Source organism: Streptomyces monashensis (genome assembly GCF_001866665.1).
GTDB lineage: Bacteria > Actinomycetota > Actinomycetes > Streptomycetales > Streptomycetaceae > Streptomyces > Streptomyces monashensis.
This window is the reverse complement of sequence record NZ_MLYO01000014.1, coordinates 111,216-135,844: the sequence shown is the minus strand read 5'-3', so window position 1 is coordinate 135,844 and position 24,629 is coordinate 111,216. Positions and strand designations below refer to the sequence as shown.

The window sequence follows — 24,629 nt, the reverse complement described above, 5'->3', positions numbered from 1 at the left end:
CTGTGGGAGAGTAGGACGCCGCCGAACTCCTTTTAGAGCTCCGGTTCTTGGGCACTGCCCGAGAGCCGGAGCTTTTTTGCGTTGAGGTAAGGTCAGGGGGCATCGTTGGCTCGTTTTCGCACAGGAGGCCCCCGGGTGGAGGTCCAGGAGACCCGTGTCCAGACAGATCGGGTCCTCACCATCCCCAACATCCTCAGCATGGCTCGGCTCGTCGGCGTACCCCTCTTCCTGTGGCTGATCCTCAGGCCCGAGTTCGGGGGTCCCAAGAGCGATGGCTGGGCTCTCCTCGTGCTTGCCTTCAGCGGGGTCAGCGACTATCTCGACGGGAAGCTCGCCCGGCGCTGGAATCAGATCAGCAGCCTCGGCCGGCTTCTCGACCCCGCAGCCGACCGGCTCTATGTTCTTTCCACCCTGCTCGGCCTCACCTGGCGCGGCATCCTGCCGGTCTGGCTGACCGCGCTGCTGCTGGCGAGGGAACTGATTCTCCTGGTGATGGTGGGCATCCTTCGCCGGCACGGGTATCCGCCGCCGCAGGTGAACTTCCTCGGGAAGGCAGCAACCTTCAACCTGATGTACGCGTTCCCGTTGTTGCTCCTCAGCGACGGCCACACATGGATCGCGTCAGTCGCTGCTGTTTTCGGATGGGCGTTCGCCGGGTGGGGTACAACGCTCTACTGGTGGGCAGGAGTGCTCTACGTGGTACAGGTCCGCCGTTTGGTACGGGCGGACGCCAAGGCCGATTGAGCTCCGCGATTGTCCTGACGTTATGTCGAGATGGCCCGCAGTCGAAAAGTGCGGGACAATCAGGACGGGTGAAGTCGGCTAGACCGTCGTCTCTTGCGAGGAGGACGCTTCCGACATGAAGGCCGTCGTGATGGCCGGGGGCGAAGGCACACGCCTGCGCCCCATGACCTCTAGCATGCCCAAGCCGCTCCTGCCCGTGGCCAATCGCCCGATCATGGAGCATGTGCTACGGCTGCTCAAAAGGCACGGGCTCACCGAGACCGTTGTTACCGTCCAGTTCCTGGCATCGCTCGTCAAGAACTACTTCGGCGACGGCGAAGAGCTCGGAATGGAGCTCACCTATGCCAATGAGGAGAAGCCACTCGGTACCGCCGGAAGCGTCAAGAACGCCGAAGAGGCGTTGAAGGACGATGCCTTCCTCGTCATCTCCGGCGATGCCCTGACCGACTTCGACCTCACCGAGCTGATCAATTTCCACAAGGAGAAGGGCGCGCTCGTCACGGTCTGTCTGACCCGTGTGCCCAATCCGCTGGAGTTCGGCATCACCATCGTCGACGAGGAGGGCCAGGTCGAGCGCTTCCTGGAGAAGCCGACCTGGGGCCAGGTCTTCTCCGACACGGTCAACACGGGCATTTATGTCATGGAGCCCGAAGTCTTCGGCTACGTCGAACCGGATGTTCCGGTCGACTGGTCAGGCGACGTCTTTCCGCAGCTGATGAAGGAAGGCAAGCCGGTTTACGGCTACGTCGCGGAGGGCTACTGGGAGGATGTCGGCACTCACGAGAGCTATGTGAAGGCCCAGGCCGATGTGCTCGAGGGCAAGGTCCACGTCGACATCGACGGATTCGAGATCTCGCCCGGCGTATGGGTGGCGGAAGGCGCCGAAGTGCATCCCGACGCCGTACTGCGCGGGCCCTTGTACATCGGCGACTACGCGAAGGTGGAGGCCGGCGCAGAGATCCGGGAGCACACCGTCGTCGGATCGAACGTCGTCGTCAAGAGCGGGGCCTTCCTGCACAGGGCCGTCGTGCACGACAACGTGTACGTCGGCCAGCACAGCAATCTGCGCGGCTGCGTCGTCGGGAAGAACACCGACATCATGCGTGCCGCCCGGATCGAGGACGGCGCGGTCATCGGTGACGAGTGCCTGATCGGTGAGGAATCGATCGTTCAGGGCAACGTCCGGGTCTACCCGTTCAAGACCATCGAGGCCGGTGCGTTCGTCAACACCTCGGTCATCTGGGAGTCCAGAGGCCAGGCCAATCTGTTCGGCGCCCGTGGGGTGTCCGGCATTCTGAACGTCGAGATCACGCCCGAGCTGGCGGTGCGGCTCGCGGGTGCGTACGCGACGACCCTGAAGAAGGGTTCGACCGTCACCACCGCCCGTGACCACTCCCGGGGCGCCCGTGCGCTCAAGCGGGCGGTCATCTCCGCGTTGCAGGCCAGCGCCATCGACGTACGCGACCTGGAGAACGTGCCGCTGCCCGTGGCCCGGCAGCAGACCGCGCGCGGCAGTGCCGGCGGCATCATGATCCGGACCTCGCCGGGCGTGCCGGACTCGGTCGACATCATGTTCTTCGACGGGCAGGGCGCCGATCTGTCCCAGGGCGGCCAGCGCAAGCTGGACCGGGTGTTCGCACGGCAGGAGTACCGGCGGGCGTTCCCCGGCGAGATCGGCGACCTGTACTTTCCGGCCAGCGTCTTCGACTCGTACACGGGCACGGTCCTGCGGAACGTCGACACGACCGGCATCGCCGACTCCGGGCTGAAGGTCGTCGTGGACGCGGCGAACGGCAGCGCCGGACTGGTTCTGCCCAGCCTGCTCGGCAAGTTGGGCGTGGATTCGCTGACGATCAATCCGGGGCTGGACGAGTCGCGGCCCACCGAGACCGCCGAGATGCGGCGCAGCGGGCTGGTCCGGCTCGGCGAGATAGTGGCCTCTTCGGGTGCCGCCTTCGGCGTGCGGTTCGACCCGGTCGGCGAGCGGCTGTCTCTCGTGGACGAGAAGGGCCGGATCATCGAGGACGACCGGGCACTGCTGGTGATGCTCGACCTGGTGGCCGCGGAGCGGCGCAGCGGGCGGGTGGCGCTGCCGGTGACCACGACCCGGATCGCCGAGCAGGTGGCCGCGTACCACGGCACACAGGTCGAGTGGACCACGACCTCGCCCGACGACCTCACGCGCGTGGGGCGCGAGGAAGGGACCATCTTCGGCGGTGACGGCAAGGGCGGGTTCATCGTCCCCGAGTTCAGCGGCGTGTTCGACGGTACGGCGGCGTTCGTCCGGCTGATCGGGCTCGTCGCCCGTACGCAGCTCACGCTCAGCCAGATCGACGCGCGGATCCCGCGGGCCCATGTGCTGAAGCGGGACCTGGCCACACCGTGGGCCGTCAAGGGTCTGGTCATGCGGCGGGTCGTCGAGGCGGCAGGGGATCGCTTTGTCGACACGACGGACGGTGTGCGGGTCGTGGAGACCGACGGGCGCTGGGTGATGGTGCTGCCCGACCCGGCCGAGGCGGTCACGCATCTGTGGGCGGAGGGGCCCGACGACGCCTCTGCGCAGGCCCTGCTGGACGAGTGGTCGGCCGTCGTGGACAGCGCCGGCCGGTAGGGCGCCGCAGGGCAGCGGGAAGAGACGTGACACAGCCCGCCGCACGGGAAAGCCCACGCACACGCGCGTGCCGGACAGATGTCCCCCAGGGGGTCTGTCCGGCACGTCGGTGGGGCCATTCGGAGGTATCGCCCGCGACATGCGACGATGTGCGGCATGCCGCAGCAACCCCCCGTTCGGAGCAGCCCTGCGCGGCCGCAGCGCCCGGACGCCTCCATGTCGTTGATCACCAATGTCATGGACCACAGCCTCGACGACGGGTACGCCGAGGCCGCCGCCCGGAAGAAGGCCGCGGGCGAGGGCGGGCTGCCCAGGACGCTCCGGGCGAAGCTCGGTCTCGCGGGCGGTCTCGTCCTCGCCGCGCTGGTCGTGACCCTCGGCGCGGCGCAGGCGCGGGGGGCGGCGCCCGTGGTGGCCAAGGAGCACCAGGAGCTGATCGACCGCATTGACAGCGAGACCGCGAACGCGGACAAGCTGGAGCACACCGTGGACAGGCTGCGCGACGACGTCAGTGCCCGTCAGCGGGCGGCGCTGAAGTCGAGCGGCGGCAGTGGGCAGGCTGATCTGGTGGGTCTCCTGTCGGGGGCGACCGAGGTGCACGGGCCGGGTGTCAGGCTCGTCGTGAACGACGCCAAGGAGGCCAGCTCCGGCGGTGACGGGACCAATCCGCGGGAGACCTCGGGCTTCTCCGACAGCGGCCGGGTGCGGGACCGCGACATGCAGCGCGTGGTCAACGGGCTGTGGGCGTCCGGGGCCGAGGCGGTCTCCATCAACGGACAGCGGCTGACGGCCCTGTCCGCGATCAGGGCCGCGGGAGACGCGATACTGGTCGACAACAGGCCCCTGGTCCCGCCGTACACGGTGCTGGCCGTGGGGGACGGGGAACGGTTGAGCACCGGGTTCCAGAACAGCGCCGACGGGCTGTATCTGCATGCCCTGGAGGAGAACTTCGGCATCCGCGCCACCATTTCCACCGAGGGCGACGTACGGTTGCCCGCCGCACCGAGTGTGATCGTCCGTACCGCACAGCCGAGCACCGAGAAGACTGAGAAGGGCACATCGTGATCGCCGTACTGGGCCTCGTCGTGGGAGTCGTGGCCGGCCTGTTGGTCCACCCGGAGGTTCCGGCGATCGTCGAGCCTTATCTGCCGATCGCCGTCGTCGCGGCGCTGGACGCCGTCTTCGGCGGTCTGCGGGCCATGCTCGACGGGATCTTCGACGACAAGGTCTTCGTGGTGTCGTTCCTGTCGAACGTGGTCGTCGCCGCCTTGATCGTGTTCCTGGGCGACAAATTGGGCGTGGGCGCGCAGCTGTCCACGGGGGTCGTGGTGGTCCTCGGCATCCGGATCTTCTCCAACGCCGCGGCGATCCGGCGTCACGTGTTCCGGGCGTGAGACCGATGAGCGAGCCGAACGAGCAGTCGGAGAACCAGCCGAAGAGCCGGCCGGATGGCCAGCCGGGAAATCAGCCGGAGAACAGGCTGCGCAAGGAACTGCCGGCCGAGGTGCCGCCGGCGGCGCCCGAGTCCGAGACGACGTCCGGTGAGCTGCCGCAGGAGTCGCTGACCGGGCGGCAGCGACTGGTCAAGGGGGTGTGGCCGCCGCGTTTCACCCGGGCCCAACTCATCGTCGCCCTGCTGTTGTTCGGGCTCGGTTTCGGGCTGGCCGTGCAGGTGGCCTCCAACAGCGACACCGACAGCGCACTGCGCGGCGCGCGACAAGAAGATCTTGTGCGCATCCTCGATGAACTGGATTCGCGTACTCAGCGTCTTGAAGACGAGAAACAGGGACTCGAGAAGCAGCGCCAGGAGCTCCAGAGCAGCTCCGACCAGGCCGCGGAGGCCCGCAAGCAGACGGCCGAGAAAGAGAGGCAACTCGGCATTCTGGCGGGCACCGTGGCGGCGCAGGGTCCCGGCATCACGATGACGGTCGAGGACCCGAAGGGGGCGGTCAAGGCGGACATGCTGCTCGACGCCGTCCAGGAGCTGCGGGCGGCCGGTGCGGAGGCGATCCAGCTCAACGGGGTCCGGGTGGTGACGAACACGTACTTCGCGGATTCCGGCAACGGTGTGAGCGTCGACGGGAACAAGATCAAAGCCCCCTATCGTTTTATGGTCATCGGCAAGCCGCAGGATCTGGAACCGGCGCTGAACATCCCGGGGGGAGTGGTGCAGACGCTGGAGAAGGAGCAGGCCACGGTCACGGTGGAGCGCTCGGACAAGATCGTCGTGGATGCCTTGCGGCAGGCAAAGCGGCCTGACTACGCTCGGTCGTCCTCGTAGTGAACCGGCGGTGCATGGGGGCCGTCCGGCAGGGGCATGAGGTTGCGGGGGGTCGGCGCACCGAAGGGGCGGTGCGTGGTGGAAACTGTCTGGTGGATACGGACGTTGTGAGGATGTCCGGCTCGGCCGGTGTAGGCAATCAGGGTTCGTCCTGCCCCACGGGCGGGTCTGTTTCGGTCAAGGGGAATCGCCCGTGAAGTTGTTTGCGAAGTTGTTCGGCAAGAGCGCGCGAGAGGGTAGCGACAACGCGACCGCTCGCCATCGCGCCCAGCCCGACGCGGAGGGTCAGCGGCCGCTGTTCCGGGACCAGGTGGCTGGTCCGGGCGGTGACATTTCCGGAGGCCAGGGCGGGGCGTCGGTTGACCCTGCCCAGTCCGGCGGCATAGGTTTCGGGCAACCGTCAACCTCAGGTGCGGGTGGAGGGTTCGCCTCCGGTCCGTACGCGTCCAACGCCCCGGCGGGGCAGCCGCGGCAGGAGGATCCGTCGATGTCGGCCCTGGTGTGTTCGAGGTGCGGTAACCGCAATGCGGACAGCGCCCGCTTCTGTTCCAACTGTGGTGCGCCGTTGCGCGCCGGAGCCGTGCCGGAGCGTGCCTCCGAGACGACGTCCACGATCTCGATCTCCGGTCTCGAGGCGTACGACGCCGAGGCGACCGGCCAGACGCAGGTCCCGACGTTGTCGCCCGAGGCGCAGGCCGCAGTGGACGCGCTGCCGTTCGGCTCGGCGCTGCTGGTGGTGCGCCGGGGGCCGAACTCGGGCAGCCGCTTCCTGCTGGACGCCGACCTGACCACGGCCGGCCGTCATCCGCAGAGCGACATCTTCCTCGATGACGTGACGGTCTCGCGCCGGCACGTGGAGTTCCGTCGCCAGCCGGACGGCTCGTTCACCGTCGCCGACGTGGGCAGCCTCAACGGTACGTACGTCAACCGCGAGCCGATCGACCAGGTCGCGCTGTCGAACGGTGACGAGGTGCAGATCGGCAAGTACCGGCTGGTGTTCTACGCGAGCCGGAACCAGGGCATCTGACCCGCCCCCGGACCGGCGTCCGGGGGGACCCCAGGGAAGGTCCATGCTTCAAACACCGAGCGGCGGTGCCGGAAGCGGTACCGCCGCCAGGGACAGTGGGCTGATGAGCATCGGCACGGTGCTGAACGCGCTGCGCGACGAGTTCCCCGAAGTCACCATCTCCAAGATCCGTTTCCTGGAGTCGGAGGGGCTCATCGAGCCGCAGCGGACCCCTTCGGGGTACCGCAAGTTCAGCGCCAGGGACGTCGAGCGCCTGGCGCACGTCCTGCGGATGCAGCGGGACCACTATCTGCCGCTCAAGGTGATCCGCGAGCACTTGGACGCCATGGAGCGCGGTGAGGCCGTCCCGTTGCCCGTCGTGGGGCGTCAGCGCACCTCGGAGGAGTGTCAGGAGCGGTCGGCGGCGCCCACGGTCGCCCGGGTCGGCCGGGCCGAGCTGCTGGCGGCGGCGGACATCGGCGAGGGCGAACTGCAGGAGTGGGAGTCGTACGGGCTCATCGCTCCGCTGGCCGACGGGGCGTACGACGCCGAGGCGGTCACCGTGGCCGCGCTGGTGGCCGAACTGGGCCGGTTCGGGATCGAGCCGCGTCATCTGCGGGTGATGAAGGGCGCCGCCGACCGGGAGGCCGGTCTCGTCGACCAGGTGGTGGCACCGCTCAAGCGCCACCGCAACCCGCAGACCAGGGCGCTCGCCGAGGCCCGTACGAAGGAGCTGGCGGCGCTGACGGTGAAGCTGCACGCGGCTCTGGTCAAGAGCGCTCTCGGTGTGAGCCTGCCCTGAGTACGGCGGGCGAGCCGGGGGTCCGCCGGAGTCCGGATCGGGCACCTGTTCCCGGCCCGACTACCCAAACGTCCCGGGCACGGCCTAGGGTTGCTGTGTGAACGAGCTCGATGTCGTAGGTGTCCGGGTCGAAATGCCCTCCAACCAACCGATCGTGCTCCTGCGCGAAGTGGGGGGCGACCGTTACCTCCCCATCTGGATCGGGCCGGGGGAGGCTACGGCGATCGCCTTCGCCCAGCAGGGCATGGCTCCCGCCCGACCGCTGACGCACGACCTGTTCAAGGACGTGCTGGAGGCCGTCGGCCAGGAGCTGACCGAAGTACGCATCACCGACCTGCGGGAAGGCGTCTTCTACGCGGAGCTGGTCTTCGCCAGCGGGGTCGAGGTCAGCGCCCGTCCTTCCGACGCCATAGCGCTGGCCCTGCGGACCGGCACGCCGATCTACGGCAGCGACACGGTGCTGGACGACGCGGGCATCGCCATCCCGGACGAGCAGGAGGACGAGGTGGAGAAGTTCCGCGAGTTCCTCGACCAGATCTCGCCCGAGGACTTCGGCACCAGCAGCCAGTGATCACGAGCCGTCGGTGAGTGCGCCGGCCCGGTGAGCACCGGTTGCGGCGGCTCGTGGGGGTGGTGGGGCCGGGCATGTGCCAACGGCCAATGAGGGCGTCCTGCGGCCCCGTACGAGCGCATTCGGCTAGCCTTTCCCCGCGGTGGGCACGGGAAACCACTCTTAGGGTGATTATCACTCGGCGTGCCGAGTGTGGCGATCGTTGACGCGCCCCTGGTGACTGCCTACCGTCGAGAAGGCAGGTCAAGGACGGAGGTCGGCGTGAGAACGAGCGGCGACGGTACGGCTGGGGGTGCCCCCGGACGCGGGTTCGGGGAGAGCGGTCCGTACCCTCCCCCGAGTTCACAGCTGCGTTCGAACAGGGGGTACTCCCCGTCGAGCAGCGCGGTCGATCCCGCTCCGCAGCGGCCGACGGTGGTACCGGACGGCGGAGGGGCAGCGTCCATGACGTCCGAGCAGATCGGCTACCGCGGGCCCACGGCGTGTGCGGCCGCGGGCATCACCTATCGACAGCTCGACTACTGGGCCCGCACCGGCCTGGTCGAGCCGAGCGTGCGGCCCGCCTACGGGTCGGGCACCCAGCGGTTGTACAGCTTCCGGGACGTGGTCGTCCTGAAGATCGTGAAGCGGTTCCTGGACACCGGGGTCTCGCTGCAGAACATCCGCTCGGCCGTCCAGCACCTCAGAGAACGCGGTTTCCGTGACCTGGAGCGGATGACCCTGATGAGCGACGGTGCCACGGTGTACGAGTGCACCTCCCCGGACGAGGTCCACGCCCTGCTCCAGGGCGGTCAGGGCATCTTCGGGATCGCCGTCGGCGTGGTGTGGCGGGACGTGGAAAGCGCGCTCTCTCAGCTGCACGGCGAGCGCATCGACACGGGCGAGACCCTCGTCGGCCACAACCCCGCGGACGAGCTGGCGCGCCGCCGCAACCGGGCGGTCTGACCGCCGTCTCCCCGCGCTGTCCGGTAACGGGTGTCCCTCGCCGTCCGGCAGCCGGTGCCCGCCGGAATCCGTTCTGACGGCGGACGGCGGGCGCCCCGCACCACGGCATTGTCAGTGGCGTGGTGCAGCATCGGAGATGTGAGACACGCGCCGACCATCCTGCATCTCGACATGGATGCCTTCTACGCCTCGGTGGAGCAGGCAGCCAAGCCGAGCCTGCGCGGGAAGGCGGTCGTGGTCGGCGGGCTCGGACCGCGCGGTGTGGTGGCCACCGCGTCGTACGAGGCACGGACCTTCGGGGTGCATTCGGCGATGCCCATGGGCCAGGCCCGCCGGCTGGCGCCGAACGCCGCGTATCTGGTGCCGCGCTTCGGGGTGTACCGGGCGATCAGCGAGCAGGTGATGGCGCTGCTGCGGGAGCTGTCGCCGCTGGTGGAGCCCCTCAGCCTGGACGAGGCGTTCGTGGATCTGGAGGCCGGCGGGACGGCCTGGGACGAGGAGTCGGCGCGGCTGGCCGGGAACGAACTGCGCGCGGACATCCGGGCGGTCACGGGGCTGACCGGTTCGGTGGGGCTCGCCGCGTCCAAGATGCTCGCGAAGATCGCCTCCGAGCAGGCGAAGCCGGACGGTCTGCGGGTCATCGAGCCGGGGACCGAGCGGGCGCTGCTCGGGCCGATGCCGGTGCGGACCCTGCCGGGCGTGGGCCCCGCGACCGGGGACCATCTGCGCCGCGCCGGGATCACCACGGTCGAGGAGCTGGCCGAGGCGGGTGAGGACGAGCTGGTCCGGCTGCTCGGCAAGGCGCACGGCCACGCGCTGTACGCGATGGCGCTGGCCCGTGACGACCGGCCCGTGGTGGCCGAGCGGGAGGCGAAGTCGGTGTCGGTCGAGGACACCTACGACGTGGACATCCATGACCGGCTGCGGATCGGGACGGAGGTGCAGCGGCTCGCGGACCGGTGCGTGGGGCGGCTGCGGGGGGCCGGGCTGTCGGGGCGGACGATCGTGCTGAAGGTGCGGCGGTACGACTTCTCGACGCTGACCCGTTCGGAGACGCTCAGGGGGCCCACGGATGATCCGGCGGTGGTCCGGGAGGCGGCGGCGCGGCTGCTGGACTCCGTCGACACCACGGGCGGGGTGCGCCTGCTCGGTGTGGGCGTCTCCGGGCTCGCCGACTACACACAGGAGGATCTGTTCGCGCAGGCCATGGACTCGCGGGTGGCGAAGACGCCGGAGGAGGTCGTGGCCGAGGCCGTGGTGGAGCCGCCGGAGCCCGTCGCCCCGCAGTGGCGGGCCGGACAGGACGTGCGGCATGCCGAGCACGGGCCGGGGTGGGTGCAGGGGAGTGGGCTGGGGCGGGTGACGGTGCGGTTCGAGACACCGCAGTCTCCTCCGGGGCGGGTGCGGACGTTCTCCGTCGACGACCCCGCGCTGGCGGCCGGGGAGCCGCTGCCGCTGGTGCCGGATCCTCAGGAGGAAGAGCCCGGACCCCGGCCCGGCCACCCTGCCGATGCCGCTGCCGACGCCTGAAAGGAACCTTGTGCGCGCTGCCCTCAGCTCTCCTCCGACCCCGCCAGCTTGCCGAAGTCCCGGTCGGGGAGCGGTGGGGGCAGGGCCGTGTCGAGGCCGTAGTGGTGGTAGAGCTGGAGTTCCTGTTCGGGGGAGAGATGGCGGCCCACGCCGAAGTCCGGGGCGTCCTTGATGAGGGCGCGGTCGAAGGGGACGTGGAGGGTGCCCTCGACGAGTTCGCTCGGTTCCAGCGGGACGAACGCGTCGCGGGAGAAGAGGCCGGTGCGTATGGCCGCCCATTCGGGTATGCCGGTCGCGTCGTCCAGGTACACCTCGTCGACGGTGCCGATCTTGGCGCCGCTGCGGTCGAACGCCTTGCGGCCGATCAGGTTGCGCGGATCGATGTCGGTCTGCACGGTCGCTCTCCCTCCACATGGTCGCAACTCATTCGTAAGCACTACAAAAGAGCACATTCGCGGAGGCGGCCACTCGAGAGCTCGGGCGTTGACCTCGCTGGTAGTCTGACAACGGCTGCTGAACCCGTGCGGGAGAGTCCTCCGACCACCTCGGAGGCGCCGAAGGAGCAAATCCTCCCCGGAATCTCTCAGGCTCACGTACCGCACGGACGAGGTCACTCTGGAAAGCAGGGCGGTTGTCGACGGCTTCCGCTCTCACCGACGGTGAAAGCCGGGCCTCTCGGGCGCCCGGTGAAGCTCTCAGGTTGAGATGACAGAGGGGGAGGCCGTCGGGGCACCGCACCGTGGTGCCCTTCGAAGGTCGCGTCAGACCAGGAGGCCTCCGCAATGACCGCTCACCGCATCCCGCTCTCGGAGCTCGAAGCCGGTGTTCCCTTCGAACAGCGCCACATCGGGCCCGACCAGGAGGCGCGGGCCAAGATGCTCGCGCAGGTCGGCTACGGGTCGCTGGACGAGCTGACCGCAGCCGCGGTCCCCGACGTGATCAAGAACGCCGACGCCCTCGACCTGCCGGGCGCCCGCACCGAGGCCGAGGTGCTCGCCGAGCTGCGCGCGCTCGCCGACCGCAACGAGGTGCTCGGCTCGATGATCGGGCTGGGGTACTACGGCACGTTCACCCCGCCCGTCATCCTGCGCAACGTCATGGAGGATCCCGCCTGGTACACGGCCTACACGCCGTACCAGCCGGAGATCTCCCAGGGCCGGCTCGAGGCGCTGCTGAACTTCCAGACCATGGTCGCCGACCTGACCGGGCTGCCCACCTCCGGTGCCTCCCTGCTGGACGAGGGCACGGCGGCCGCCGAGGCCATGGCGCTGTCCCGGCGCATGGGCAAGAACAAGAAGGGTCTGTTCCTGGTCGACGCGGACGCGCTGCCGCAGACCATCGCCGTCATCGAGACCCGCGCCGAGCCGACCGGTGTCGAGGTCGTCGTCGCCGACCTCAGCGAGGGCATCCCGGCCGACATCGCCGCACGCGAGATCAACGGCGTACTGATCCAGTACCCGGGCGCCTCCGGTGCCGTACGCGACATCAAGCCGGTCATCGACCAGGCGCACGAGCTGGGCGCCCTCGTCACCGTCGCCGCCGACCTGCTCGCGCTGACCCTCCTGACCTCGCCGGGCGAGCTGGGCGCGGACATCGCCGTCGGCACCACACAGCGCTTCGGTGTGCCGATGGGGTTCGGCGGTCCGCACGCCGGTTACATGGCCGTGCAGGAGAAGTTCGCGCGCAGCCTGCCCGGCCGGCTCGTGGGCGTCTCCGTCGACGCCGACGGCAACAAGGCCTACCGGCTCGCGCTCCAGACCCGTGAGCAGCACATCCGCCGTGAGAAGGCGACCAGCAACATCTGTACCGCGCAGGTGCTGCTCGCCGTCATGGCCGGCATGTACGCCGTCTACCACGGCCCGGAGGGGCTGCGGATCATCGCCCGGCGGACGCACCGGTACGCCGTGCTGCTCGCCGAGGGCCTGCGGGCCGGCGGTGTCGAGGTCGTCCACGGCGCCTTCTTCGACACCGTCACCGCGCGCGTGCCCGGCAGGGCCGCCGAGGTCGTCGCAGCCGCCCGCGAGAACGGCGTGAACCTGCGCCTGGTCGACGCCGACCACGTCTCCGCGGCCTGCGACGAGACCACCGACCGGGACCGGCTGGGCGTCGTCCTGGCGGCCTTCGGCGTCGCGGGCGACATAGCGGCGCTCGACGCGAGTGCCGCGGACACCCTGCCCGAGGCGCTGCTGCGCGGCGACGACTACCTCACCCACCCGGTCTTCCAGCAGCACCGCTCGGAGACCGCGATGCTGCGCTACCTGCGCAAGCTCGCCGACCGTGACTACGCGCTCGACCGCGGCATGATCCCGCTGGGCTCCTGCACCATGAAGCTCAACGCGACCACCGAGATGGAGCCGGTCACCTGGCCCGAGTTCGGCGGGCTGCACCCCTTCGCGCCGGCCGAGCAGGCGCAGGGCTTCCTCACCCTCATCGGCGAGCTGGAGGAACGTCTCGCCGAGGTCACCGGCTACGACAAGGTCTCCCTGCAGCCGAACGCCGGCTCCCAGGGCGAGCTGGCCGGTCTGCTCGCCGTACGCGGCTACCACCGTGCCAACGGCGACGAGCAGCGCACCGTCTGCCTGATCCCGTCCTCCGCGCACGGCACCAACGCGGCCAGCGCCGTGATGGCCGGCATGAAGGTCGTCGTCGTCAAGACGGCCGAGGACGGCGAGATCGACGTCGAGGACCTGCGCGCCAAGATCGAGCAGCACCGCGCCGAGCTGGCGGTGCTGATGATCACCTACCCGTCGACGCACGGCGTCTTCGAGGAGCACGTCGCCGACATCTGCGCCCGGGTGCACGAGGCGGGCGGCCAGGTGTACGTCGACGGCGCGAACCTCAACGCGCTGGTCGGCCTCGCCAAGCCGGGCCACTTTGGCGGTGACGTCTCGCACCTGAACCTGCACAAGACCTTCTGCATCCCGCACGGCGGCGGCGGCCCCGGCGTCGGACCGGTCGCGGTCCGCTCGCACCTCGCGCCGTACCTGCCGAACCACCCGCTCCAGCCCGCGGCCGGCCCGGAGACGGGCGTCGGCCCGGTCTCGGCCGCCCCCTGGGGCTCCGCGGGCATCCTGCCCATCTCCTGGGCGTACGTCCGCCTGATGGGCGGCGAGGGTCTCAAGCGGGCCACGCAGGTCGCCGTGCTGTCGGCGAACTACGTCGCCAAGCGCCTGGAGCCGCACTACCCCGTGCTCTACACCGGCCCCGGCGGCCTGGTCGCGCACGAGTGCATCATCGACCTGCGCCCGCTGACCAAGGCGACCGGCGTCAGCGTGGACGACGTCGCCAAGCGGCTCATCGACTACGGCTTCCACGCGCCCACCATGTCCTTCCCGGTGGCCGGCACGCTCATGATCGAGCCGACCGAGTCCGAGGACCTCGCCGAGCTGGACCGGTTCTGCGACGCGATGATCGCCATCCGCGCGGAGATCGAGAAGGTCGGCGCGGGCGAGTGGCCGGCGGAGGACAACCCGCTGCGGAACGCCCCGCACACCGCCGCCGCGCTCGGCGGCGACTGGGCGCACGCCTACAGCCGCGAGGAGGCCGTGTTCCCGGCCGGTGTCTCGGCCGCCGACAAGTACTGGCCGCCGGTGCGCCGGATCGACCAGGCCTTCGGGGACCGCAACCTGGTCTGCTCCTGCCCGCCGCTGGACGCGTACGAGGACTGACACCCCTCGCCCGCCGGTGCGTCGGCGGGCGGTGATATCGAGGGCCCCGTCCGGATTCCCGGGCGGGGCCCTCGCCGTGTCACTCCGTCGCGAGGGCCACCTCGGTCGCCTTGATCAGGGCGACCACGTCGGAGCCGACGAAGAGCCCGAGCTCCTCGACCGCGTCCTTGGTGATCGCCGCGGTCAGTTCGCCGCCGTCGACGGTGATCCGCACGGTCGCCATGACGGCACCGGTGACGAGGCCGGTGACCGCGCCGGGCAGCTGGTTGCGGATCGACAGGCCCTCGACCCGGCTGGTGGCGAGGGAGACCTCGGTCGACTTCACGAGGGCGCGCACGGGCGAGCCGGGGGCGAGGCCGAGCTCCTCGGCGGCCTCCAGGGTGATCGCCGCCATGAGGTGCTGCCCGCCGCCGAGGCGGAGCTTCACGGTGGCCATCGCCTCGCCCGACTGGACCGCGGTGACGGCGCCGGGCAGCTGATTGCGGATGCTCAGGGTCATGGGCACCCACGGTAGGGCGCACGGTCGCTCAAGCCGGGTATGCGTGGGTCTGCGTCGCTTTGACCGTCGCCCAGACAGCTGCGCCCGGGTGCAGATCCAGCTCGGCCGCGGCGACCGTGGTGAGGTCGGCCGCGAGTGCGAGCTCGCCGGTGAGGTCGGCGCGGATCTGGTCGCCGTGCGTCTCCATGCCCTCGACCTCGCAGCGCCACAGGTTCCGGGCGCTGGCGCCGGTCGGCCGGTCCCGGAACAGGGTGACGGCGCTCGGCGGGAACGCCACGAAGACGGGCCCGGACAGCTCCTCGGTGGTCGTGAGCGAGGGCCCGGCGTCGAGCCGTACCGCGTGTCCGTCCGCCCGGCCCCGGTAGAGGTTGAGGCCGACGAGCTGGGCGATGTAGTCGGTGCGCGGGTGGCGGGCGATGTCGGCGGGGGTGCCCTGCTGCACCACCTGGCCGTGCTCGATGACGACCAGCCGGTCCGCGAGCACCATGGCGTCCAGCGGGTCGTGCGTGACGAGGACGGCGACGGCCTCGAACTCGGCCAGATGACGGCGCAGTTGGGCCCGGACCTCCAGGCGGGTGCGGGCGTCCAGGGCGGCCAGCGGCTCGTCCAGGAGCAGCAGCCGCGGGCGGGTGGCCAGGGCCCGGGCGACGGCCACCCGCTGGGCCTGCCCGCCGGAGAGCCGGCGCGGCTTGGCATGGGCGTGGTCGGCGAGCCCCATGCGCTCCAGCCACGCGGCCGCCTGGGTTCGGGCCTCGGCCCTGGGGACGCCCTGGCAGCGCGGCCCGAAGGCCACGTTGTCGAGGGCGGTCAGATGCGGGAAGAGCAGATAGTCCTGGAAGACCACGCCGACCGGGCGGGACTCCGGGGGAGTGTCTTCCAGCGGGGCGCCGTCGAGCCGGAGATGCCCGTCGGTGAGCGCGACGAGACCGGCGAGGGCGCGCAGGGCGGTGGTCTTGCCGGCGCCGTTGGGGCCGAGCAGGGCGACGACGTCGCCAGGGGCGGCGGTGAGGGAGACGTCCAGGCGGAAGGCGCCCCGGTCGACGACGAGCCGGGCGTCGAGCCCCTCGTCGCCCACCCGCGTCGGGGCGGCCTCGGGGGCGTCGATGTCGGTCATGGGACGGTACGTTCGCACACGCCCGGGGTCGGCGGCCACGCTCACGCTCCCGTCATCCAGCGGTCCCGCAGCCCGGCCAGCACCGCGATCGACACCGCGAGCAGGACCAGACTGAGGGAGATGGCGGCGTCGGGGTCGTCCTGGAGGGCGAGATAGACCGCGAGGGGCATGGTCTGGGTGCGGCCGGGGAAGTTGCCCGCGAAGGTGATCGTCGCGCCGAACTCACCGAGCGCGCGGGCCCAGGCGAGGACCGCGCCGGCCGCGATACCCGGGGCGATGAGCGGCAGGGTGACCCGGCGGAACGCGGTGAAGCGGGACGCGCCGAGGGTGGTCGCCGCCTCCTCGTAGCGCGGGTCGGCCGCGCGCAGGGTGCCCTCGACGCTGATGACCAGGAACGGCATCGCGACGAACGCCTCCGCGATCACCACCCCGGTGGTGGTGAACGGCAGCGTGATCCCGAACCAGGCGTCCAGCCACCTGCCGATCACGCCGTTGCGGCCGAGGGCCAGCAGCAGGGCCACACCACCGACCACCGGCGGCAGCACGAGGGGCAGGGTCACCAGGGCCCGTACGAATCCCCGGCCGGGGAACTCGGTGCGGGCCAGCAGCCAGGCCAGGGGCACGCCCAGGACGAGGCTGACGGCCGTCGCCGCCGTCGCGCTGACCAGGGACAGCTGGAGCGCCTGCCAGACCTGGGTGCTGGAGAGCTGGTCCGGCAGCGTCCGCCAGGGCGCGCGGACGATCAGCGCGAGCAGCGGCAGCAGCAGGAATGCCAGCGCCACCAGGCCCGGCAGCAGCAGCGGCAACGGCACCCCGCGCCGGCCCCCGGTGCCGACGCGGCGACGCCGCGGCCGGCCCGTGCGGGGACCGGTCGCGGCGTCGGGTCCGAGAGGCGAGGTCACGGCTTGAGGAACCCGGCCTCGCTCAGCACTTTCTGCCCCTCGGCGGACCGCACGAGGGCGATGAACGCCTTGGCGGCCTCGGTGTTCGGCGCGTTCTTCAGCAGCACGATCGGGTAGTCGTTGATCGCCTCGGCCGACTCGGGGAACTCCACGCCCTGCACCTTGTCACCGGCGGCGTGCACGTCGGTCTTGTAGACGACCGCGGCGTCGGCCTCCTTCAGCTCCACCTTGTTCAGGGCGCCCTTGACGTCCTGCTCGTAGGAGACCGGGGTGAGCTTGAGGTGGCTGGCGTCCAGGGCCTTCTGCGCGGCGGCGCCGCACGGCACGGTCTTGTCGCACAGCACGACCTTCAGGCCGGACGCGGTGAGGTCCTTCAGCGAGGCCACCTTGTGCGGGTTGCCCGGCAGGGTCGCGATCTCCAGCTGGTTGCGGACGAAGGTGGCCGGCGTGCGGGCCGCGTCCTTCTTGCCCGTGACGATCGCCATGGTCTTGGGGCTGGCGGCGGCGAAGACGTCCGCCGGGGCGCCGCTGGTGATGCTCGCGGCCAGGGTGTCGCTGCCGCCGAAGTTGAAGCTGACCTTGGTGCCGGGGTGCTGCTGCTCGAACTCCTTGCCCAGGGCCGTGAAGCTCTCCTTGAGGGAGGCGGCCGCGAACACGGTGACGTTGCCGGAGAGCTTCGGCGAGGACGAGGAGCCGGCCGCGGCCGAGCTCGCGCTGTCCTTGGACGTGGCCGAGTCGGTGGACGAGGAGCAGGCACTGAGTGCCAGCAGGGCGGCGGCTCCCGCACCGGCAACCTTCAGCATCCGTCGGGTCCGGTGCACGGAACGGGTCATCACGGGTCTACTCCTCGCGTTCTGTGGAACAAGTGTCGCGCCCTGTCGCGGCCGGGGAGAAACCGGCCGTGCGGCGACGATAATGCCGCATCTGCCAGGGGTAAGTCTCCTGTCACATCGCATGAGCTGCAAACTTGTGACATGTGGCTCGCATGTGCGTTTGTACGGCGCACTCCTGCGGGTACCGTCCTGCGGGAGGTGGTCGCAGATGGCGCTCGCGCAACTCGCCCTGACCGGTGATCTGGCCCGTCCCGTCCGGCTGACCGTTCCGGAGCTGCTGCGCTGGCCGCAGCACCGGGCGGACGTCAGCTTCGACTGCGCGACCAGCGGCATCCAGCACCACCGCTTCACCGGACCGCGCCTGTACGACGTCCTCGCCGACGCCGGCCCGGACTTCGACCCGGCGCGCCGCAAGGACCGGCTGCGCTTCCTCATCGCCGTCACCGGCACCGACGGCCACCACGCGGTGCTGTCCTGGGCCGAGATCGACCCGGACTTCGCGGACGCGCCCGTCCTGCTGGGCGTGCGCATCGACGAGACCCCGCTGGACGCGGCCGGGCCCCAGCTGGTCCTCCCGCAGGACCGGTGCGGCGCTCGGCACATCAGCGGGATCACCGCGATCCGCGTGGACGGCGGCTACCGCTGTGGCGCTCCAGCGCCCGCCACACCCGGTCACGCAGCAGCGGCACCTCGGTGAACCGCACGCCCGTCGCGTCCCGCAGCGCGTTGGCCAGGGCCGGGGCGACCGGGTTGAACGGGCTCTCGCTCATCGACTTGGCGCCCAGCGGGCCGATCGCGTCCGCCGTCTCCATGAAGTGCACCTCGGTGCGCGGCACGTCGGCGTACTGCGGGAGCCGGTAGCGACGGAAGGCGGCGGTGTCGACGGCGCCCCGCTCGTCCAGCAGGACCCGCTCGAACAGGGTGGCGCCGAGTGCCTGGGCGACCCCGCCCTCGACCTGCCCCCGGCACTGCATCGGGTTCATCACCTTGCCCGCGTCGGCCGCGTGCACACTGCGCAGGATGCGGATCTCGCCGGTCCCGGGGTCGACCGCCACCCGGAACCAGTGCGCGTTGAAGGCGACCGAGCGCGGGGTGCCGCCGAAGTGCCCGTCGGCGCTCAGCTCCAGGCCGACGGTGCGCGAGGCGGCGTACACCTCCTTCAGCAGCAGGCGTCCGCCCGGGTGGAGCACGGCCTCCTCCGTCAGCCGGCAGTCCGCGCGCGGGACGGCCAGGTGGGCGGCGGCGAAGTCCAGCAACTGGTCGGCGAGGGCGCGGGCGGCGCGCAGGGTGGCCTTGCCCGCGACGACCGTGCCGGTGGAGGCGAAGGCGCCGGTGTCGTGCCGTACGACGTCCGTGTCGGACTGGCGGACGGCGATCCGGTCGACGGTGGTGGCCAGTTCCCCGGCCGCGATCTGCCGGTGCACGGTCGTGGTGCCGTTGCCGAACTCGGCGGTGCCGACGGCCAGATCGAAGGTGCCGTCCGGCAGCAGGGCGGCCCTGGCGTCGGCGATGTGGCCTCCGGGCGGACCGGTCGCGATCATCGCCAGGGCCGCGCCCTCGCCGACCAGCCACCCCGCGGGGACGGGCTCGGACACCGGCTCCGCCTGGGCCCGGCGCACGATCGCCACGCACTGGTCGAGGCCGTAGCTCGCGATGTGCAGGTCCTCCTCGTGGCCGCCCGGGGTGAGCATCGGCTCGTCGGCGCCGATGACATTGCGGGCCTTGAACTCCAGGGGATCCCGTTCCAGTCGGCGGGCCAGCTCGTCCAGCGCCGACTCCACCGCGAACAGCACCTGACCGAGGCCGTAGCCGCGGAAGGCGCCGGCCGGGACGGTGTGCGTGTAGACCGAGTAGGCGTCGACCTTCTTGTGCGGGGCGCGGTAGACGGCCATGGACTCGCCGACGCTGTGGAACATCACGGCCGGGCCGTGGTTGCCGTACGCGCCTGTGTTCGCGACGACGCGCAGCTGGAGCGCGGTGAGGGTGCCGTCGCGGCGGGCGCCCGCCTTCACCCGGATCGTGAAGGGGTGCCGGGTGGTGGCGCCGTAGAACTGCTCCGCGCGCGTGTACTCCAGTTTCACCGGGCGGCGCAGCCTCAGCACGGCGAGCGCCACGATGTCCTCGACCAGCATCTCCTGCTTGCCGCCGAACCCGCCGCCGACCCGGCCCGCCAGCACCCGGACCTGTTCCTCGGGCAGGTCGTACAGCGCGCACAGGGCGCGGCGGGTGAGGAACGGCGTCTGGGAGCTGGTGCGGACGGTGAGCCGGCCGTCCTCGTCGATCCAGGCGACGGCGCCGTGCGTCTCCAGGCTGGCGTGCTGGACGCGCTGGGTGCGGAAGGTGTCCTCGTAGACGACGTCCGCCGCCGCGAAGCCCGCTTCGACGTCGCCGATCTCGCCGTGCGCCTCGCCGACGACATTGGCCTCGGGGCGCGCGATGCGGGCCGTCGCCGAGTCCTTGGCGTGGACGACCGGGGCGCCGGGCCGCATGGCGTCCTCCGGGTCGAGGACGGCGGGCAGCACCTCGTACGTCACCTCGATCCGCCGGCAGCCCTCCTCGGCGGCGGCCTCGCTGTCGGCGACGACGGCGGCGACGCGCTGGCCGACGTGGCGGACGGTGTCGTCCAGGACGCGGGTGTCGTCCGGGTCCTCCTCGGGGTGTTCGTGACGGGCGGTGGAGAAGTGCCGTTCCGGGGCGTCGTGGTGGGTGAGCACGGCGTGCACGCCGGGGACGCGCAGGGCGGCGGAGGTGTCGATCGCGAGGATACGGGCGTGGGCGTGCGGGGAGCGCAGCAGCTTCATGTGGAGCAGGCCCGGTACGTCGATGTCGAAGGTGTAGCGGGCGGTGCCGGTGACGACCTGCGGCCCGGCCGGGGCGGGCAGGCTGCGGCCGACGGACTCGCCGGGCGCGGGCGCCTCCACGTTCTTCACCCCGCGCACGGCGTCCTCGATGGCCCGGTAGCCGGTGCAGCGGCACAGGTTGCCCTTGAACGCCCTTGGCAGATCCGCGAGTTGGTCCTCCTTGAGCGCTGCCGTGGTCATCAGGAAGCCGGCCGTGCAGAAGCCGCACTGGAAGCCCTGGGCGTCGAGGAACGCGCGCTGCACGGGGTGGAGTTCGCCGTCCGGGGCGGCCAGGCCCTCGACCGTGGTGACGCTGCGGCCGTCGGCGCGGAAGGCGGGGTAGAGGCAGCTGTGCACCGGCTCGCCGTCCACGTGGACCGTGCAGGCGCCGCAGTCGCCCTGGTCACAGCCCTTCTTCACGCCGAACCAGCCGCGCTCGCGCAGGTAGGTGCGCAGGCACTGCCCCGGCCGGGGATCCTCCTCATGGGACCGTCCGTTGACCTCGACCCTCATCGCCGCTCCTCCTCCGTCAGTTCCCGGCGGATCTCCTCCGCCAGCCGCAGCGCCATGTGCCGCCGCCACTCGGGCAGTCCGTGGATGTCGTCGAACCACTCGCCCTCCGTGACGGCCCCCTCGATCGCCGCCCGCAGCGCCGCGGCCGTCGGCGGCAGCGGGAACCACAGCCGCACCGGGCGCACCGTGGCCGCGGTGACGGTGACCGTGAGGGAGTGGTCGACCGGGTCGAGGGTCCCGATGACCAGGGCGGCCGAGCGCCCGAGACCGTAGAGCGAGACCTGCCGGAACGCCGTACGGCAGGACAGGGCGCGGGCGGGCAGGGTGACCGAGCGCAGCAGCTCGCCCTCGGCGAGATCCTTGCGGCCCGCGCCGGTGATGAAGTCGGCGACCTTCAGGCGGCGTCCGGATCCGTCCTGGGCGAGGAGCAGACAGGTGCCGTCGAGCGCGGCCGTGAGGGAGATCATCGGGCCGGCCGGCAGTCCGTTGCACAGGTTCCCGCCGACGGTCGCCGTGTTCCAGATCTTGAACGAGGCGAGGAATGCCCGGCAGCACTGCTCGAAGAGAGGGGCCGCGAGGGCGGGCAAGTCCCGGGCGCAGCCGGACAGTTGGGCGATGGTGCAGGTGGCGGCCAGCTCCAGCGAGCCGTCCGGGTGCCGCTGTGCCGGCGTCCAGCCCATGCGGCTCAGGTCCACCAGACGCCGCAGGTGCGGCTGGGGCTCGGAGAACAGGTACGTCCCGCCGCCGAGCCAGGCGTCCCCGGGCCGCCAGGGCGCGGGCCGCCGGGCGTCTCGTATCTCGGCCACCGTGTTCAGGTCCATGGCCGGAAGTGAACCAACGGGAACCGGTCGGGACGACTGGTGCGGGGCACGGAAACACCGACGCCGCAGGCCCTGGGACTGGAGGATCAACCAAGAGGCATTCCACTGCGGCAGCCTGGCATTTACGATGTTTTATCTCGCACTCGCCTGGTGAATGCGAGAGGCCGGGGGATCGCTCACCCCGCGGCGGCCGTACGAGGAGCCAGCACATGCACGTCGAACACCTCCTGGGGGACGCCTCCCTCGGGCTGCGCCTGCTGTGGGCGGAGGACGCGCTGCTGCGGCGCGAAATCAGCGGAGTGACGGTCACGGACCTCGAGGACCCGGCCCGGTTCGTGCGGCCCGGCGAGGTGGTCCTCAGCGGGCTGGTGTGGTGGTCGCCCGACGGCGGCTCCGGCAGGGCGGAGCGGTTCGTCTCGGCCCTGAAGGAGGCGGGGGCCGCCGCGCTGCTCGCGGGCGAGGAGACACACGGGAACGTTCCCGACGACCTGGTCGAGGCGTGTGTGCGCCACGGTGTGCCGGTGGCCGGGGTGCCCGCGCACATCATGTTCCGGTCGATCACCGACACCGTGTACCTGCGCCAGTGGGGCGGACTGAGCCGGCATCACGCGCTGCCGGAGAACGCGCGCGTGCGGCTGAGCCGGCTGCTCGCCCAGGAGGCCGGCCCGCACGCCGTGCTCGCCGAGGCCTTCGCCCACCTCGGCCCGACCGCCGCCTACGTCTTCACGCCCTCGGGCCGTACGGTCGCCGCCACCGAGGGCGCCCCGCCGGTGCCCCCGCGGGAGGCGGTCGCGCTCGTCGCGGACGGCACCGGGGTGACCGCCTCCGTCGACGCGCGCGGTGTCTCGCCGTACGAGCGACAGCTGTTGTACCTGCCCGACCCGGACGCCGCCCCGCCGCGCATGCTGCACGAGGTCGCCGCTGTGCTGGCCCACTGCCAGGAGGCCGCGGCCCGGCGCCCCTCGGCCCGGCTCCGCGCGGCCGACGAACTCGGCGCGCTGCTGTCGGCCCCGGACGCGCGCGAGGACGGCATGGTGGAGGCGGCGCTACGGCGCTGCGGGCTGCCGGAGACGGGGCCGTACCTGGTCCTCGTCGCGGACGCCGGGACGCGCCGGCCCGGGCCGGACGAAGGGCCGCTCGCCGAGGGCGCGTTGACGGAACTGGCGGGGCATGCGGTGGCGGCCCGCGACGCGGGCGGTGCCCTGGTGGTGGCCGCGCGTGCCGAGGGGGCCGGGGCGCAGGCGGGAGCGGAGGGCGGGCCAGGGGGTGCGGCGGCCGTCGGCCGGTTGCCGGACGGGGGTGCCTTCGCGGTGCTGCCCGGGGTGCCGGACGGCTGGGCGGACGAGGTGTGGCCGCTGGTCGCCGGGTGCGTGCCCGGGGTGGTCCTGCACGGCGGCACCGGCGCACCCGCGGCGGGGCCCGACGAACTCGGCGCCGCGCTCGGGCGGGCCCGGTACGCCCTCACCTCGGCGCGGACCACCGCGCCCGACGCCTCCCGCCTGACCGACGCCCGCAGCCTCACCACCCTCGACGCGCTGCTCACCGGTGTCCCGGCCGAGGTGCGCAGCGCCTATGCCCGTACGGTGCTCGGCCCGCTGCTGGAGACCGGCCGGCCGCCCGTCGCGGTCCTGCTCGCCACCCTGGAGACGTTCCTGGCCTGCGACGGCTCCTGGGCGCGCACGGCGCAGGCGCTGCATCTGCACGTCAACACCGTGCACTACCGGGTGGAGCGGATCGAGCGACTGACGGGGCGCGACCTGTCGCGGCTGCGGGACCGGCTGGACCTGTGGGCGGCGCTGCTCTGCCGCTGACTCCGCCGGGTCAGACGCGGTCGATGTGCACGTTGGTGGACTTCACGCGCGCGGTGGCCTCCATGCCGACCTCCAGGCCCAGTTCCTCGACGGCCTCCCGGGTCAGCAGGGACACCAGCCGGTGCGGGCCCGCCTGGATCTCGACCTGGGCGGCGACGTCGCCGAGCTTGATCGCGGTGACGATGCCGGGGAAGGCGTTGCGGACGGAGGTGTAGGAGGCGTCCTCCTCGCCGCCGGCCGCCTTGGCCAGTTCGACCGAGAACGCGGCGAGGGCGCGGCCGTCGATGAGCCGGCGCCCGGCCTCGTCGCGATGGGTGGCCACCCGGCCCGCGTCGGCCCAGCGGCGGGCGGTGTCCGGGCTCACGCCGAGCAGCCGCGCCGCCTGGCCGATCGTGTAGGACTGCATGCCGGTCACGATAGGGCCAGCCGCCGGGAACCATGGACGTGGGGTTGGCCGTCAGGTATAACGCGATATAACGTTAGTTCTCGATGGTGACGGCTCCGCACGGAGCCTGCTGAAACGGGGTGAGGGGATGACGGCCGACATGGTGGACGCGGACGTGCCGGACGGGCTGCGCGCCTCGCACGCGGACCGCGACCGGGTGGTGGAGGCGCTCGCCGCCGCCGCGGGGGAGGGACGGCTCACCCACGAGGAGCTGGACGAGCGCGTGGCGGCGGCGCTGTCCGCCCGCACGCTCGGGCAGCTGGCCGTGCTCACCGCCGACCTGCCGGTGCAGGCCGGTGCCGCCGCGGTGCCGGCGGCGGCCAAGGACGTCGTCCGGATCGAGCAGCAGTACGCCTCGGCCACCCGCGAGGGCCCCTGGATCGTGCCCCGGCGGCTGGAGATCGTGTGCGCGTGGGGAAACGTGACCCTGGACTTCTCCGACGCCGTGCTCACGCACGACACCCTCGACATCGACCTGGACCTGTGCGGCGGCACCCTGCGCCTGATCACCCGGCCCGGCATGGTCGTCGACACGGACGCGCTGGCGGTCGGCTACAGCAAGACCAGGGTCCGCCCGGCCCGCGGTCCCGAGGCGCCGGTCGTGCTCCGGGTGGGGATAGGAGGGCGGATCAGCATGGGGAAGGTGGACGTACGGCCGCCCCGGCGGTGGTTCGGGAAGTAGCGCCGAGCCCG

22 protein-coding genes and 1 riboswitch are annotated in these 24,629 nt (G+C 71.5%); of the genes, 14 read left to right on the top strand and 8 right to left on the bottom strand.

Annotated features, from left to right (window positions below):
- Positions 1–135 precede the first annotated feature (135 nt).
- The 10 genes from clsA to BIV23_RS07840 all read left to right on the top strand — a co-directional run bounded on the left by clsA (position 136) and on the right by BIV23_RS07840 (position 10,490).
- Positions 136–744 (top strand): cardiolipin synthase ClsA, encoded by a 609-nt coding sequence (gene clsA / locus BIV23_RS07885; protein WP_071378008.1) that lies wholly within the window; start codon positions 136–138, stop codon positions 742–744.
- Between the two features lie 115 nt (positions 745–859).
- Positions 860–3,355, top strand: a complete 2,496-nt coding sequence (locus tag BIV23_RS07880; protein WP_071380023.1) for a mannose-1-phosphate guanyltransferase — start codon at positions 860–862, stop codon at positions 3,353–3,355.
- A gap of 147 nt (positions 3,356–3,502) precedes the next feature.
- A complete protein-coding gene (locus BIV23_RS07875) occupies positions 3,503–4,420 on the top strand; it encodes a DUF881 domain-containing protein (RefSeq protein WP_107471106.1) in 918 nt (305 codons plus the stop codon).
- Positions 4,417–4,749, top strand: a complete 333-nt coding sequence (locus BIV23_RS07870) for a small basic family protein (protein WP_071378005.1) — start codon at positions 4,417–4,419, stop codon at positions 4,747–4,749. The genes BIV23_RS07875 and BIV23_RS07870 overlap by 4 nt, the downstream gene beginning before the upstream one ends.
- A gap of 5 nt (positions 4,750–4,754) precedes the next feature.
- Positions 4,755–5,636, top strand: a complete 882-nt coding sequence (locus tag BIV23_RS07865) for a DUF881 domain-containing protein (protein WP_071380021.1) — start codon at positions 4,755–4,757, stop codon at positions 5,634–5,636.
- Between the two features lie 193 nt (positions 5,637–5,829).
- Positions 5,830–6,663 (top strand): FHA domain-containing protein, encoded by an 834-nt coding sequence (locus BIV23_RS45795; protein WP_245790422.1) that lies wholly within the window; start codon positions 5,830–5,832, stop codon positions 6,661–6,663.
- 43 nt (positions 6,664–6,706) lie between these two features.
- On the top strand, positions 6,707–7,444 hold the full coding sequence (ftsR, locus tag BIV23_RS07855) for a transcriptional regulator FtsR (protein WP_071380019.1): 738 nt from the start codon (positions 6,707–6,709) through the stop codon (positions 7,442–7,444).
- A 97-nt stretch (positions 7,445–7,541) separates the two neighbouring features.
- Positions 7,542–8,015, top strand: coding sequence for a bifunctional nuclease family protein (locus BIV23_RS07850; RefSeq protein ID WP_026253112.1), 474 nt, complete (start codon positions 7,542–7,544; stop codon positions 8,013–8,015).
- Between the two features lie 261 nt (positions 8,016–8,276).
- Positions 8,277–8,960 (top strand): MerR family transcriptional regulator, encoded by a 684-nt coding sequence (locus tag BIV23_RS07845; RefSeq protein ID WP_107471105.1) that lies wholly within the window; start codon positions 8,277–8,279, stop codon positions 8,958–8,960.
- 138 nt (positions 8,961–9,098) lie between these two features.
- Entirely contained in the window at positions 9,099–10,490 is a 1,392-nt protein-coding gene (locus BIV23_RS07840) for a DNA polymerase IV (RefSeq protein ID WP_071380018.1), read from the top strand.
- Between the two features lie 23 nt (positions 10,491–10,513).
- Here the strand turns inward: BIV23_RS07840 and BIV23_RS07835 are convergent, their stop codons facing one another.
- On the bottom strand, positions 10,514–10,885 hold the full coding sequence (locus tag BIV23_RS07835; protein ID WP_071377999.1) for a PRC-barrel domain-containing protein: 372 nt from the start codon (positions 10,883–10,885) through the stop codon (positions 10,514–10,516).
- Between the two features lie 119 nt (positions 10,886–11,004).
- Positions 11,005–11,099, top strand: a riboswitch (glycine riboswitch).
- A gap of 173 nt (positions 11,100–11,272) precedes the next feature.
- Here BIV23_RS07835 and gcvP point away from each other — a divergent pair.
- Positions 11,273–14,158: an aminomethyl-transferring glycine dehydrogenase gene (gcvP, locus tag BIV23_RS07830; RefSeq protein WP_071380017.1), complete on the top strand. Its 2,886-nt coding sequence runs from the start codon at positions 11,273–11,275 to the stop codon at positions 14,156–14,158.
- Between the two features lie 79 nt (positions 14,159–14,237).
- Here the strand turns inward: gcvP and BIV23_RS07825 are convergent, their stop codons facing one another.
- Genes BIV23_RS07825 through modA form a run of 4 tightly spaced genes read right to left on the bottom strand, consistent with a single transcriptional unit; the run spans position 14,238 to position 17,506 of the window.
- Positions 14,238–14,657, bottom strand: coding sequence for a TOBE domain-containing protein (locus tag BIV23_RS07825; RefSeq protein ID WP_071380016.1), 420 nt, complete (start codon positions 14,655–14,657; stop codon positions 14,238–14,240).
- 28 nt (positions 14,658–14,685) lie between these two features.
- Positions 14,686–15,771 carry an ABC transporter ATP-binding protein gene (locus BIV23_RS07820; protein ID WP_071380036.1) on the bottom strand — a complete coding sequence of 362 codons (1,086 nt, stop codon included), beginning with the start codon at positions 15,769–15,771 and terminating at the stop codon, positions 14,686–14,688.
- Positions 15,772–15,812: 41 nt separating this feature from the next.
- Entirely contained in the window at positions 15,813–16,673 is an 861-nt protein-coding gene (modB, locus tag BIV23_RS07815; protein WP_071380015.1) for a molybdate ABC transporter permease subunit, read from the bottom strand.
- The gene (gene modA, locus BIV23_RS07810; RefSeq protein ID WP_071380014.1) at positions 16,670–17,506 is read right to left on the bottom strand and encodes a molybdate ABC transporter substrate-binding protein; all 837 of its coding nucleotides are present in this window, start codon (positions 17,504–17,506) and stop codon (positions 16,670–16,672) included. The genes modB and modA overlap by 4 nt, the downstream gene beginning before the upstream one ends.
- 208 nt (positions 17,507–17,714) lie before the next feature.
- Between modA and BIV23_RS07805 the strand changes: the two genes are divergently transcribed.
- Entirely contained in the window at positions 17,715–18,203 is a 489-nt protein-coding gene (locus BIV23_RS07805; RefSeq protein ID WP_071380013.1) for a molybdopterin-dependent oxidoreductase, read from the top strand.
- On the opposite strand, the gene BIV23_RS07800 is transcribed toward BIV23_RS07805, so the two are convergent.
- Together BIV23_RS07800 and BIV23_RS07795 are read right to left on the bottom strand one after the other, a co-directional pair.
- The gene (locus BIV23_RS07800; RefSeq protein ID WP_071380012.1) at positions 18,118–20,859 is read right to left on the bottom strand and encodes a molybdopterin-dependent oxidoreductase; all 2,742 of its coding nucleotides are present in this window, start codon (positions 20,857–20,859) and stop codon (positions 18,118–18,120) included. The genes BIV23_RS07805 and BIV23_RS07800 overlap by 86 nt on opposite strands.
- Positions 20,856–21,680, bottom strand: a complete 825-nt coding sequence (locus BIV23_RS07795; protein WP_071380011.1) for an FAD binding domain-containing protein — start codon at positions 21,678–21,680, stop codon at positions 20,856–20,858. The genes BIV23_RS07800 and BIV23_RS07795 overlap by 4 nt, the downstream gene beginning before the upstream one ends.
- A gap of 209 nt (positions 21,681–21,889) precedes the next feature.
- Between BIV23_RS07795 and BIV23_RS07790 the strand changes: the two genes are divergently transcribed.
- Complete coding sequence (locus BIV23_RS07790) at positions 21,890–23,491, top strand: helix-turn-helix domain-containing protein (protein ID WP_071380010.1); 1,602 nt, start codon at positions 21,890–21,892, stop codon at positions 23,489–23,491.
- Positions 23,492–23,501: 10 nt separating this feature from the next.
- Here the strand turns inward: BIV23_RS07790 and BIV23_RS07785 are convergent, their stop codons facing one another.
- Complete coding sequence (locus BIV23_RS07785) at positions 23,502–23,897, bottom strand: TOBE domain-containing protein (protein WP_071377990.1); 396 nt, start codon at positions 23,895–23,897, stop codon at positions 23,502–23,504.
- A gap of 127 nt (positions 23,898–24,024) precedes the next feature.
- On the opposite strand from BIV23_RS07785, the gene BIV23_RS07780 reads away from it, so the two are divergent.
- Positions 24,025–24,618, top strand: a complete 594-nt coding sequence (locus BIV23_RS07780) for a DUF1707 SHOCT-like domain-containing protein (RefSeq protein ID WP_071380009.1) — start codon at positions 24,025–24,027, stop codon at positions 24,616–24,618.
- Positions 24,619–24,629 lie beyond the last annotated feature (11 nt).